This is a genomic window from Enterobacter chinensis (genome assembly GCF_034008295.1).
Classification (GTDB): Bacteria; Pseudomonadota; Gammaproteobacteria; order Enterobacterales; family Enterobacteriaceae; genus Enterobacter; species Enterobacter chinensis.
In genome coordinates this window covers 744331-757025 of sequence record NZ_JARDVI010000001.1, presented here as the reverse complement: position 1 = coordinate 757025, position 12695 = coordinate 744331, and the positions used below count along the sequence as shown (strand labels likewise).

12 protein-coding genes are annotated in these 12695 nt (G+C 56.5%); 2 read left to right on the top strand and 10 right to left on the bottom strand.

All coding sequences use genetic code 11. The annotated features are described in order from the left end of the window. The first annotated feature begins 23 nt into the window (after nt 1-23). Nucleotides 24-1907: a potassium transporter Kup gene (locus PYW49_RS03700; RefSeq protein ID WP_320385713.1), complete on the top strand. Its 1884-nt coding sequence runs from the start codon at nt 24-26 to the stop codon at nt 1905-1907. Nucleotides 1908-1943: 36 nt separating this feature from the next. Here the strand turns inward: PYW49_RS03700 and PYW49_RS03695 are convergent, their stop codons facing one another. The 7 genes from PYW49_RS03695 to PYW49_RS03665 are packed head-to-tail and all read right to left on the bottom strand — an operon-like array spanning nt 1944 to nt 8394. Continuing rightward, complete coding sequence (locus tag PYW49_RS03695; RefSeq protein ID WP_320385712.1) at nt 1944-3170, bottom strand: Zn-dependent hydrolase; 1227 nt, start codon at nt 3168-3170, stop codon at nt 1944-1946. Further along, entirely contained in the window at nt 3167-3649 is a 483-nt protein-coding gene (locus tag PYW49_RS03690) for an L-2-amino-thiazoline-4-carboxylic acid hydrolase (RefSeq protein WP_095449006.1), read from the bottom strand. Before PYW49_RS03690 ends, PYW49_RS03695 begins: the two co-directional genes overlap by 4 nt. A 17-nt stretch (nt 3650-3666) precedes the next feature. Further along, nucleotides 3667-4824: a branched-chain amino acid ABC transporter substrate-binding protein gene (locus PYW49_RS03685; protein ID WP_320385711.1), complete on the bottom strand. Its 1158-nt coding sequence runs from the start codon at nt 4822-4824 to the stop codon at nt 3667-3669. A gap of 28 nt (nt 4825-4852) precedes the next feature. Beyond that, nucleotides 4853-5572 carry an ABC transporter ATP-binding protein gene (locus PYW49_RS03680; RefSeq protein ID WP_320385710.1) on the bottom strand — a complete coding sequence of 240 codons (720 nt, stop codon included), beginning with the start codon at nt 5570-5572 and terminating at the stop codon, nt 4853-4855. Then, nucleotides 5565-6332 carry an ABC transporter ATP-binding protein gene (locus PYW49_RS03675; protein ID WP_134350406.1) on the bottom strand — a complete coding sequence of 256 codons (768 nt, stop codon included), beginning with the start codon at nt 6330-6332 and terminating at the stop codon, nt 5565-5567. Before PYW49_RS03675 ends, PYW49_RS03680 begins: the two co-directional genes overlap by 8 nt. Continuing rightward, a complete protein-coding gene (locus tag PYW49_RS03670) occupies nt 6329-7435 on the bottom strand; it encodes a branched-chain amino acid ABC transporter permease (RefSeq protein WP_320385709.1) in 1107 nt (368 codons plus the stop codon). The genes PYW49_RS03675 and PYW49_RS03670 overlap by 4 nt, the downstream gene beginning before the upstream one ends. Nucleotides 7436-7443: 8 nt before the next feature. Continuing rightward, entirely contained in the window at nt 7444-8394 is a 951-nt protein-coding gene (locus PYW49_RS03665) for a branched-chain amino acid ABC transporter permease (RefSeq protein ID WP_320385708.1), read from the bottom strand. Nucleotides 8395-8564: 170 nt separating this feature from the next. On the opposite strand from PYW49_RS03665, the gene PYW49_RS03660 reads away from it, so the two are divergent. After that, the gene (locus PYW49_RS03660) at nt 8565-9509 is read left to right on the top strand and encodes a LysR substrate-binding domain-containing protein (RefSeq protein WP_134350403.1); all 945 of its coding nucleotides are present in this window, start codon (nt 8565-8567) and stop codon (nt 9507-9509) included. Here PYW49_RS03660 and PYW49_RS03655 read toward each other — a convergent pair. From PYW49_RS03655 to yddG, 3 genes are all read right to left on the bottom strand, one after another. Further along, nucleotides 9499-9939: a GFA family protein gene (locus PYW49_RS03655; protein WP_134350402.1), complete on the bottom strand. Its 441-nt coding sequence runs from the start codon at nt 9937-9939 to the stop codon at nt 9499-9501. The genes PYW49_RS03660 and PYW49_RS03655 overlap by 11 nt on opposite strands. 77 nt (nt 9940-10016) lie before the next feature. Beyond that, entirely contained in the window at nt 10017-11099 is a 1083-nt protein-coding gene (ompC, locus tag PYW49_RS03650; protein WP_134350401.1) for a porin OmpC, read from the bottom strand. 622 nt (nt 11100-11721) lie between these two features. Then, nucleotides 11722-12600 carry an aromatic amino acid DMT transporter YddG gene (yddG, locus tag PYW49_RS03645; protein ID WP_320385707.1) on the bottom strand — a complete coding sequence of 293 codons (879 nt, stop codon included), beginning with the start codon at nt 12598-12600 and terminating at the stop codon, nt 11722-11724. Nucleotides 12601-12695: the final 95 nt, after the last annotated feature.

Here is a 12695-nt window from a genome sequence, read left to right as displayed (position 1 = left end):
TTATCTGATTCTTGCTGGAAAATATGAGCCCACGCAACAGCAGTGAACCGTCCCAACCCTTCTCCCGGTTAACCCTGCTTGCAGGTGGTGCACTGGGCGTCGTTTTTGGTGATATCGGCACCAGCCCGCTTTATACCTTCAGGACGGTGCTTTCGCTCTCTGAGCATGACCCGACGCCAGCCGTCATACTGGGTCTGCTCTCCCTGATTACCTGGACACTCATCCTAGTGACATCCATAAAATATGCCGCCTTCGCCATGCGAATTGATAATCATGGCGAGGGGGGCATTATGGCCCTGATGTCGCTTCTGGTGGAAAAAGGAAAAGGCGGACGCTGGGTCATTTTTGCCGCTCTCATCGGCGCAGCGTTGATTTACGGTGACGGTGCGATAACCCCGGCAATCTCCGTGCTTTCCGCCCTGGAAGGGCTGGAGATGGTCATTCCTGAATCGCAGCCGTACATCTTACCCCTCACGGTTGCGGTTCTGCTGGCGCTGTTCCTGATCCAGCCATTTGGTACTGCCCGTATAGGGAAGATATTTGGCCCGGTGATGGCGCTATGGTTTCTTGTGATTGCCGCGCTGGGTGTCTGGGGAATCATTCAGCACCCCTCCGTACTGTTGGCCCTGAATCCTGCTTACGGCATCGCGTTTTTATTCTCGAATGGGTACACCAGTTTTCTGGTCCTGGGCGGCGTTTTTCTCTGCGTGACGGGGGCCGAGGCCCTGTATGCCGACATGGGACATTTCGGTAAAAAGCCTATCTGGCTTGCCTGGTACGGCGTCGTCTTTCCTTCGCTGCTGCTCAACTATGCCGGCCAGTCGGCGCTGATCCTGGCGGGTGCCGACAGCAAACAAAATCTTTTTTACCTGCTGTGTCCGCCGGTGCTGCAGGTTCCGCTTATTGTTCTTGCCGCGCTGGCAACAATCATCGCCAGTCAGGCGATCATCACCGGCGCCTTTTCCATGACGCGCCAGGCCATTCAGCTTGGCTGGCTACCGCGATTACGCATAAAACAGACGGCGGCAGAAAGCTACGGTCAGATCTATATCGGGACAATAAACTGGCTGCTGATGGTGGTGACTATCGGGCTGGTGGTGTTCTTTAAATCCTCCGATAAGCTTGCCGCTGCGTACGGCATTGCCGTGTCGTTAACTATGCTGATGACCACGGGACTGTTGTTCGTCGCCATGCGGGAAGTGTGGCGCTGGAGCCTTGTCAGCAGTGCGGTTATTGCGCTCTGTTTCCTGGTGATTGATGCCACTTTCTTATTTGCCAATCTGATTAAGGTCCTGGAAGGCGGCTATATTCCGCTACTGATGGCCGCCGCCATTTGTACGGTAATGCTGATCTGGCACCGCGGCGTTCGGGCAGTATCCGCGTCGGTGGGCGAGAAGGGCGTCAGCGTGGATGCCTTCTTTGCCCAGCTTCAGCAAAAGACGGTGCCCAGAGTGGCGGGCGCCGCGGTATTTTTGACCCGGACGCAGCACAATATCCCGCCGGTGATGCGCTGGCACGTCGCGCGAAACCGGGCGCTACAGCGGGATGTGTTGTCTCTTACCATTGATATTCTGAATGTGCCGTACGTAGGGGAAGAACAACGCATCAGCGTAGAGCAGCGCGCGCCGGGCTACTGGCACGGCGTGGCGCAGTATGGTTTTATGGAACACCCGGACATCCCGCATTTGCTGCAGGGCGTCAGCGAGATTAACGCACTTTTTGCCACGGATGACACCACCTGGTATGTCGGACATGAAACCATTGTGGCAGGCGAAGGCGGGGCGGGTATGGCGGCCTGGCAACGACACATTTTTGCCTTTATGAAGCGCAACTGCGCGCACGTCATCAACCACTATCGCCTCCCCAGCGATCGGGTTGTTGAAATCAGCCGGCGCGTTGCCGTCTAGCGTCGCGCGAAAGCAGGGGCTGCTTTCGCGCCGCGCTTATCTCTCCTGGGCTGCGGAGAGGACGCTGTGTAACAACACGTTCGCCCCTTTCTCTGACCATTCCGGCAGGATCCTCTCCGCTTCGTTATGGCTGATGCCTTTCACGCAGGGGATAAAAATCATGCTGGCAGGCGCAATCTTGCTGATATAGCAGGTGTCGTGTCCCGCGCCAGAGACCATCGGCTTCGACGAATAGCCCAGTTCCGCGACGGCCTTCTCCGTGCGGGCCAGGCATTCGGCATCAAACGCGATGGGCGCGTAGTCAAAAATGCGTTCAACGGCAGCCGCCACGCCGCGCAGGCTCAGGCTTTCAGCCACCTTATGCAGCGCCGCTTCCATGGCTTCCAGCGCCTCCTGCGAGGGATGGCGAAACTCCACGCTGCATACCACGCGAGACGGCACGACGTTACGCGAGTTTGGGGTAACCTGCGCCATACCGATCGTCGCGCGTCCGTCTGGCGCATGCCGATAGCCAATCGTTTCCACCTTCAGCGCCAGCTCAGCGAAGGCGGTCAGCGCGTCGCGGCGGCTGTGCATTGGCGTCGTTCCTGCGTGGGCGGCGAAACCGTCCAGCGTCAGGGTAAACCAGCGCTGCCCCATTGCCGCGCGAACGAGCCCGATATCCAGGGCTTCATCTTCCAGAATCGGGCCCTGTTCGATGTGCAGCTCGTAGCAGGCGTGAACCGGAAACGCACGGGCCGGGATGTCGCCGCGATAGCCTATCGCTTCAAGCGCCTCGCGAACGGTGACGCGTTTGCTGTCCATCCGGGCGTAAGCAAACGCCTCGGTAAGCTGGCCCGCCCAGACGCCTGATGCGAGCATGGCTGGCGCGAAGCGCGCGCCTTCTTCGTTGGTCCAGTTTACCAGCACAACGTCACGTTCCGTCTCAACGTGATGGTCATTGAGGGTACGCAGCAGTTCCAGTCCGGCCAGCACGCCGTAAATTCCGTCGTAGTTGCCACCCAGCGGCTGGGTATCCACGTGCGAGCCGGTCAAAACCGGCGCGAGTTCTGGGTTTTTCCCCGCGCGACGGATAAACATGTTGCCCATGCTGTCGATGTCGCAGGTAAAACCCGCCTCCCGCGCCCAGTCGCGCAGCAGGTTACGCGCAATACGATCTTCCTCGCTCAGCGCCAGGCGGGTTACGCCACCGGCGGGCGTGCCGCCGATCTGCGCCATCATCTCAAGCGTTGACCACAGCCGTTCAGCGTTGACGTGAATCATGGCTTGTCCTTAGTGCTGCGGTAGCGGAAATCACAGCATGCGCCGCCCTGCATGATGGTGGTGGTGCGGGTTAGCTTCACGTCCGGCGCATAGCCAACGATGAATTTTTCATCGCGCGCGCAGGAGAGCAGGTGGCCGATTTCGCCCAGCCCCATCTCGTGATACATCTCTGCGTAGCGACAGCGGGTGACGTTGTAATTGTATTGCTGGTCGTCGGCGTCGATCACCTTCACGTCCAGCGCGTTGTCTTTTTCCCACAGATACTGCAGGGCGATAAAACTCTTTACGTCCGCGCCGTTGGGCTCTTTGCTGGCAAACGCTTTGCCTGCGTCAATCGCGGCCTGCTCAATGGCCTCGCCAATCACCGCCTGGGCGCGGGTTTTCCCTATCTCGCGCACCAGGATTTCATAAATTGGCTTAATAATTTCGGCTTCAATTTTGCGGCGGGCGAGAATGCCCAGCTCGTTATTATCACTCATCACATTGCCTCGCTGCGTTACTTCGCTTTTGCGCCGCCCAGCACGGTCTGCGGCTGCCATTTGCCGTCGACAACTTTGTAGACCGTGAACGACGGCGATTTCAGATTGCCTTCTTTATCAAACGCGATCTGCCCGGTTACGCCGGAGTAGCTAATGGCGCGAAGGGCGGGCAGGTAGTTGGACGGCTCAACGGAGTCTGCTTTTTCCATCGCCGCAACCAGCACGCGGGTGGCGTCATAGGCGAACGGGGCGTGCAGTTCGATATGGGTGTGGTAGCGTTCCTGATAGGCCTGCTCAAACGCTTTGCCGCCCGGCATCTGGTCAACGGGCAGACCTGGCTCCAGAGCGACAACGCCTTCACCCTCTTTTTGCGCCAGCTGCAGGAACGTCTGGCTGACGAATCCGCCTGCGCCCATCAGCGTGGCATTCATGCCCAGCTGTTTGATACGACGCGCCAGCGGTGCGGCCTGACTGTCGACGCCGCCGAAGAAGACCAGATCGGCATTTTTACTGCGGATGGCGGTCAGCACGGCGCTGAAATCGACCGTTTTGTCATCCACGTACTGACGATCGACAATCTTCACGCCCTGCGCTTCCAGCGATTTAATAAACTGGTCTGCCAGACCCTGACCAAAGGCGGTACGGTCGTCGATCACCGCAATGCGTTTGGCTTTCAGGGTATTCACCGCGTACTGGCCGGCGAGCTGGCCGCCGTCATCGTCGTGGCCCATTACGCGGAAGCTGGTGTCAAAACCCTGTTTGGTATACGCGTGACCGGTTGCGACCGGTGCCACCTGTGCGATACCCGCATCGTGATAAACGCGGGCTGCTGGAATGCTGGTGCCGGTGTTCCAGTGACCGACCACGCCTGCCGCGCCGCTGTCGACCAGACGCTGCGCAACGGCCACGGCGGTGCGCGGGTCGGACTGATCGTCTTCGGACTGCAGTTTGAAGGTCACCGCTTTGCCGCCGATGGTTGGGTGCTGCTTGTTGATGTCATCGATAGCCAGCTGCGCGCCGTTCTCCAGATCTTTACCGATACGGGCAGACGGGCCGGTGAGCGGGCCCGCCAGACCAATAACCACGGTTTCACCGTCAGCGGCCCACGCGGCCGTTGAGGCAACACTGCTGAACAGAATAGCGGCGCTGAGCGCTCTGAATTTTACTGTTTTCATTGTATTTCCCTGATGTTGGCTGGTGTTGTTAAACGGGCATTTCGCCCAAATAAATCTGTGCAATCTGGTCGTCATCGAGCATCGCTTTTGACTGGCCGCGATGAACAATGCTGCCGCTGTCCATTACCCACGCGCTGTCGGTCACCTCCAGCGCCAGGCGGGCGTTTTGCTCAATAAGCAGCAGGGCGACGCCGCGCTCGCGCAGGCCGGCGATAACGGCAAAAATGTTTTCGACCATCTTCGGGGCGAGGCCCATTGACGGTTCATCGAGGATTAACAGGCGCGGCTGGCTGAGCAGGGCACGGTTAAGGGCCAGCAGCTGCTGTTCGCCGCCGGACAGCAGACCGGCGAGCTGGTGCTGGCGCTCGCCCAGACGCGGGAAGCGCTCGAAAATCGCCGCCATTTCTTGCTTGACGGTGACAGTGTCACGCCTGAGCCAGGCGCCCATCTGCAGGTTTTCCAGTACCGTCATGCGGGAGAATATCCCGCGGCCCTCCGGAACCATGACCAACCCGTCGCGAAGCAGAGCGTCGGGGCCGTGTTTGCCTACCGCTTTACCGTTAAATTCAATGCTGCCGCTAAAGCTTTCCAGCCCGGTGATGGCGCGCACGGTAGAGCTTTTACCCGCGCCGTTAGCGCCGATCAGCGTAGCCTGTTCGCCCTCGTGCAGGGTAAAGGAGACGTCGCGTACTGCCTGAATGCCGCCGTAATGCACGTCCAGACGTTCGACCTTGAGTAATTCAGACATGGGCATTGCCTCCAAGCCAGGCGGCGATCACCAAAGGGTCGCGACGCACGCTTTCCGGCGTGCCGCTGGCGAGCGTTTTGCCGTAATCCAGCACCGTCAGGCGATCGCAGATGCCCATCACCAGCTTGACGTCATGTTCAATCATCAGCAGGGTTTTGCCGTCATCGCGGATGCGGATGAGCAGCTCGCCGAGCGCCACTTTTTCCGCCGCGTTCATGCCGGCGGCGGGTTCGTCCAGCGCCAGCAGGAGCGGATCCGTTGCCAGCGCGCGGGCGATTTCAAGACGACGCTGATGACCATAGGCCAGATCGCAGGCGCGATAGTGGGCGAACTGCGCAATGCCGGTATATTCCAGCCAGTGCCAGGCGAGCTCACGGGTCTGCCGCTCTTCCGCGCGGGCGCGTTTGTGGCGGCTCAGCGCGGCCCACACGCCGTTACGGGTGCGCACGTGGCGGCCCACCATCACGTTTTCCAACACCGACATGTCGTTAAAGAGGCGCACGTTCTGGAAGGTGCGCGCAATCCCGGCGGCGGTGACTTTCTCGATCTGCTTCGGAAAATAGGGCTTATCGGCAATGGAAAACTCACCGCTGTCCGCCGGATAAAGCCCGGTGATCAGGTTAAAGCAGGTAGTTTTTCCCGCCCCGTTGGGGCCAATCAGCCCGTAGATCTCGCCCTTGTTCACGGTAATCGAAACATCATCCACGGCAGTCAGCCCGCCGAAGCGTTTTGACATATGGCGTACGGTTAACAGACTCATGCCTTTACCTCCTTGTGGCGTACCGGCCAGATGCCGGAAGGACGCACCAGCATTACCAGCACCAGTGCCAGGCCGTAGAACAGCTGACGTAACACTTCCGGGTCAATCAGCACCGCTCCGAACAGCGCCTGCTGAACCGGGGCCGCCTGGCTACGCAACAATTCCGGCAGGGCGGTGAGCAGTACCGCGCCGAGGATCACGCCCGGTATGTGCCCCATACCGCCCAGCACCACCATCGCCAGCACGGCGATGGATTCCTGTAGCGTGAAGGATTCCGGGGAGACAAATCCCTGAAATGCGCCAAAAAGTGCACCCGCCACGCCGCCAAAGGAGGCGCCCATCGCGAAGGCCAGCAGCTTATAGTTACGCACCTTGATGCCCATCGCGCGGGCCACATCCTCATCTTCACGGATGGCGTGCCAGGCGCGGCCAATACGGGAATGCTGCAGGCGCAGGCAGACGAAAACGATCGCGATAATCACCAGCATCAGCAGGTAGTACCACAGCCACAGGGCAGGCACTTTAACGCCGAACCAGTGGTATATGCCGCTGAACTTCAGGCCGAACAGGTTCAGGGTATCCACCCCAGTAATGCCCTTGGCACCGTTGGTGATGTTCACCGGACGATCGAGGTTACGCATCAGGATGCGGATAATCTCCCCAAAGCCGAGGGTCACTATCGCCAGATAGTCTCCACGCAGCTTCAGCGTGGGGGCACCCAGCAAAATGCCGCAGACAGCCGCCACGAGTGCGGCCAGCGGAATGATGAGCAGATAAGAGGTGTGCAGCCCGTCCGGGAACCAGACGCCGAGGATCGGGAACACCTCCAGCAGGTGTGGCGACGCCATCAGCGCCGCGAGGTAAGCCCCGACCGCGTAAAAGGCGATAAAGCCCATGTCCAGCAGGCCGGTATAGCCGACCACAATGTTAAGCCCGAGCGCCAGCATAATGTAGAGCAGGGCGAAGTCGATGACGCGCACCCAGTAGTTGCCGCCAAGCTGCGTGGCCACCACGGGCGCAATCAGCAGCGCGATGCAGAAAAATGTCATGCCGGACCAAAACTTGCGCGTCGTCGCCGGGGTCTGGAGTTGAAGAGTTGTCATAGTGTCCCTTACGCTCTGTTTGCCACGCGCTCGCCCAGCAGGCCTGCAGGACGGAAGACCAGCACCAGAATCAGCACGATGAACGCAAAGACATCCTGGTAATTGCTGCCGAACACGCCGTGGGTCAGTTCACCCAGGTAGCCCGCCCCCAGCGCTTCGATAATGCCGAGCAGGATGCCGCCAATCATTGCGCCACGAATGTTACCAATGCCCCCCAGAACGGCGGCGGTAAAGGCTTTGATTCCGGGCAAAAAGCCCATTGAGAAGCTGGCGTTGCCGTAGTTGCTGGCCATCATGACGCCTGCCAGCGCGGCAAACGTTCCGCCAATAGCAAACGTCAGGGTGATGATGGCGTTTGGGTTAACCCCCATCAGCGTGGCCACGCGCGGGTTTTCCGCCACGGCGCGCATGCCGCGACCCAGACGGGTGTATTCCACCAGCAGCCACAGCCCGGTCATTACCGCAAGCGCCAGCGCCACGGTGACAATGCCGGTGACGGTCACAATGGCGGGGGGATGCATTTCACTTCCCGATGTAATGGCAATCGGATCCATGGGCAGGATCTGCGGGAACATCAGCGGGTTGCGCGTCCAGATAATCATCGCCACGGTTTGCAGCAGGACCGAGACGCCGATACCGGAGATCAGCGGTGCCAGGCGCGGGGCGTTGCGCAGGCGGCGATAGGCAAAGCGCTCGACGGCCATGGCCAGCAGGGCGCAAACGGCCATGGACACCGCCAGCGCAACGCCGAGCTGCAACAGCAGCGGCATGTGCGGGAAGGTGGAATTCAGGGCGTTGATGGCAGAAAGCGTGGTGAGCGCGCCGACCATCAGAATATCGCCGTGAGCAAAGTTAATAATGCGCAAAATGCCATACACCATGGTATAGCCCAGCGCGATCAGCGCGTAGATGCTTCCCAGCATCACACCGTTGATCAGTTGTTGTATGAGTGTATCCAACGTTTGTACCCGCAAAGTGCTCTTTCTGCGGCTACCATCTAATAAATGAATTAAATTGTAAAATACACATCTATTATTTCTTATGATAAATAGATATTGCTTTATCTTTATGATTTATATAAAGATAATAAAAACTTGTTTTTGGGTGAAAAGCCTAAAGAAATCAACATATGAATAAAACAGAACAATCGGTTGGCCTGTCTGCGTATGCAGAGAGTCGCCTTGCAAACGATCCGCCGCTTCGGGCAGTACGTGCCTTTGAGGCTATCGCCCGGCTGGGCAGCGTCACGCTGGCCGCGCAGGAGCTGGCTATCTCTCCGTCGGCCGTCAGTCATCAGCTCAAGGTGCTCGAAGGGTACCTGCAAATGCCGCTGACGGAGCGTCAGGGGCGCAGGCTGGTTCTGAGCCAGCACGGGCGTGAATACTACCGCTCGATCCGTGCGGCGTTTAACGTTCTCCGCCAGGCGACGGAGCATCTGGCGGAGCAGGCGCAAACGCGTCAGGTCACTATCAGCCTGATCCCGCTTTTTGGCATGGGGTGGTTTATCCCGCGTTTGCCCGCTTTTATGCGCGCCAATCCGCAAACCGAAATCAACGTGGTGTATGCCAACCACCGTAACTATCTGAGCGACGCGTCGGACATGTCGATTCGTTTTGGGAACGGTCAGTGGGCGGGCTATCAGAGTGAAAAGCTGATTTCAGGACAGATGGTGCCGGTGTGCAGCCGCGCATTTTTGCGCGTTCATGGCCATATCGACACCCCTGAGCAGCTGCTGCAAATGCCGCTGCTGCATGATGAGGAGCGCACCACCTGGCCGCAGTGGTTTCAGCTGCAGGGGGTAAAACGTCCTCTGCGGCGCAGCGGCCCCCTGTTTGAAGATGGGCTGTTGACGCTGGCGGGCGTACAGGCAGGGCTGGGCTGCGCGCTGATGCGTGAGCCGCTGATTGCGCCTTATCTCGAAAGCGGTGAGCTGGTGAAGATATTTGACTCACCCATTGACGACGGGCGCGACTATTACCTCTGCGTGCGTGCCGATTCAGAGATGACCGAGGACGGTAAGCTGCTGCAAAACTGGCTTCGTCGGGCAGCAGGCGTTGAACCGTCTACGGCGTAAGCAGGCAGTGTTTATCCAGCGCTTCAATTTCCGATCCGCTGTAGCGTGCGTATTGCCCGGTCAGGCCAAAAAACGCAGGTTGGGTTTCGGTGTAGATTTCTGCTGCAAGCACCAGCCGGCGTCGTTCATCCTCGCTCATCTCAAGCAGCGTCCAGGGAATGAAATAGCGCGCTGTTGTGGTCAGCTTGAACCACAGTGGGCAGCCGCAGCCGGGACAGAACCAGCGTTCGCCGCGCGCGGATGATGCGAAATGAGAAGGGGAGATGGAGTCTTGCTCTACCAGCGGCTGGCCCTGTGTCTCAAGATACATGGCAATACCACCCGACCACTTCTGGCATTGCGTGCAGTGACATGCGTATACGTCAAAATTATTGAGGCTCACGCTGAACTGACTCATTCCGCACAAGCAGCGTCCTTTGAATATGTGCATGGCGTACTCCTTTTTGACGCCAGAAATCCGTATAAAAAAAGCCAGCCACATGGGCTGGCCTTTTATTGTGACAAATCTTAGAACTGGTAGGTCAGGCCTACAGCTACGATGTTGTCGGTAGCAACGCCAGTTGCTTTGGTGAAGCTGTTGTCGTCAACCAGGTTGATTTTGTAATCAACATAGGTAGACATGTTTTTGTTGAAGTAGTAGCTCGCGCCAACGTCAACGTATTCAACCAGATCCTGGTCGCCGTATGAACCGATGTCTTTACCTTTGGATTTCAGGTAAGCGATGGATGGACGCAGGCCGAAGTCGAACTGGTACTGAGCAACAACTTCGAAGTTCTGAGCTTTGTTCGCGATATAACCGTCACCGAAGTTGGTCATGTTGCGGGTTTCAGAGTAGGTGGTTGCCAGGTAGATGTTGTTCGCATCGTATTTCAGGCCAGCAGCCCATACTTCTGCGTTCTCGCCGCCAGCGTTAACGGTGTTAGCGACGCGACCTGCAGCAACCTGACGGTCAGTACGGTCAGATTTCGCGTAGGTTGCACCGACACCGAAGCCGTCCATTTCATAGGTAGAAGACAGACCCCAGCCGTCACCGTTTGCTTCGGTGATGTCATTACGGTCGTTTTTACCCTGGTACTGAGCGGCAACGTTCAGACCGTCAACCAGACCGAAGAAGTCGGTGTTACGGTAGGTTGCAACGCCAGTCGTACGGCCAGTCATAAAGCCATCAGTCTGAGTCCAGGTATCGCCACCGAACTCTGGCAGAACGTCAGTCCATGCGCCGATGTCGTAAGCAACACCGTAGTTACGACCGTAGTCGAATGAACCGAATTCGTTGAATTTCAGACCCGCGAATGCCAGACGGGTTTTGTTGCCGTCAGCGCCCTGGGATTCAGAACGGTTGCCTTTGAACTCATATTCCCACTGGCCGTAACCGGTCAGCTGATCGTTGATCTGAGTTTCGCCTTTGAAGCCCAGACGAACGTAAGTTTTGTCGCCGTCGTTATCAGTATCATCAGAGAAATAGTGCAGACCTGTTACTTTACCGTACAGATCCAGCTTGTTACCGTCTTTGTTATAAACTTCAGCCGCGTTTACAACGCCTGCTGCCAACATGGAAGTCACTGCCACTGCAACTAATTTAAGTTTCATCTTAAATATTCCTTATAATTTTCTTTGGTATTTCCTGAGCCACTTTGAACGATTTCTAAACGAGGCTTATCGTCAATGGCATGCTATTTTTAAAAATCTTGTAGTCCTATTTCAATAATAAGTTTCAAATTATTAGCAATAATTTCAGTTAGTGTGATCGAGATCGGATAAATGGCGATGAGATAGCGTGAAATGGTGAGGATTTAATCAGTTTCATGCGGAATTGATTGCTGTAAATATAGTTACATGATGTTTTTATAAAAAGTGGTAATTGTCGGTTTTGCCGTGCTTTTGATGGGGTGGAGACCTTCTTTTAAGCCTTTAAGCCTTGTTTGCAGTCCTTTATGGCACGGGATTTTCGTGGTTTTAATAGAAACACACAGAAACATACTATTGCACTTCGTGCTATTAATATTGTGAGTATTTGCAAGAAACTAATCACTTGCCGGTGTCAATTTATGTCAATGCGGGAAGACGAAAACTTACGAAAGGGTGTGGAATATAAACAGAAGCTAAACACGTATTCTACTGTACAGATGAATATTTTGACGTGCGCTCAGATATTAAATTTATGTTAAATTTTCGCTGTCGGGATAAATATTCCCCGACAGCAAAACAGGTATTATTTTCTTGTCGCGTACCAGCAAAGCAACGACCCGGCGCAGACCATCAGCGCGCCTTGCCAGAACGCGAAGGAGAGCGGGGAATTCAGCACTGCGGCGGCAAGCGCGGCTGAGAGAACCGGGGTAAAATAGGAGACGGCAGCCAGTACCGTGACGTTACCGTGAAGGATGCCAATATTCCATGCGGCGTAACCCAACCCAAGGGCGACCCCGCACATCACGAGTTTTACCACCACCGGAAGCGTGAACACCATATCAGGCTGATCGCTGAGGGCATATTTCACCCACAGACTCAGCGCTGTGAGCAAAACAAACAGGGTGATACCGTTTTGCCCTTTCGCAAATTTACTGGTTACGGTGCAGTAGGCCGCCCAAATAAATGCCCCGGCGAATGCCAGCGCATAGCTCAGCGGACTAGACACGATATTGCGGGTTATTTCATCAAGATGTAACCCTTGCTCGCCCCCTAATACCCAGCAGACGCCCAGCAGTGAGATAGCTAACCCGGGGATCACCCACAGGGTAGATTTTTGCCCATTGAACAAAATAGCAAACACAATCGTCAGGCTTGGCCAGAGGTAATTCACCATACCGACTTCAATGGCCTGAGCGCGCGTTGCGGCATAGCCCAGCGACAGCGCCAGGCATATTTCGTAGCTGACAAATAAAACGCTGCCGGCAATAAGATAGCGGGGTGAAAACCGCCTGATATCAGGAAATCCTACCGTCACCAGACACAGTAATCCGCTGAGGGTGTATATCATCGCCGCGCCGCCTACCGGCCCCAGCCCTTCGCTCACGCTGCGAATAAGGCCGACCATGGTGCTCCATAGCAGTATCGCCGCCAGCCCAATAAGCGTTGCTCTCTTTCTGTCCATGACTTAGCCATTGCAATGAAAATCGAACAGAAAATGTATCGCATTAATCCTGATGCTGTCGCGAATTATTCTCTTAAGCCGTTAATCAAAAAGGG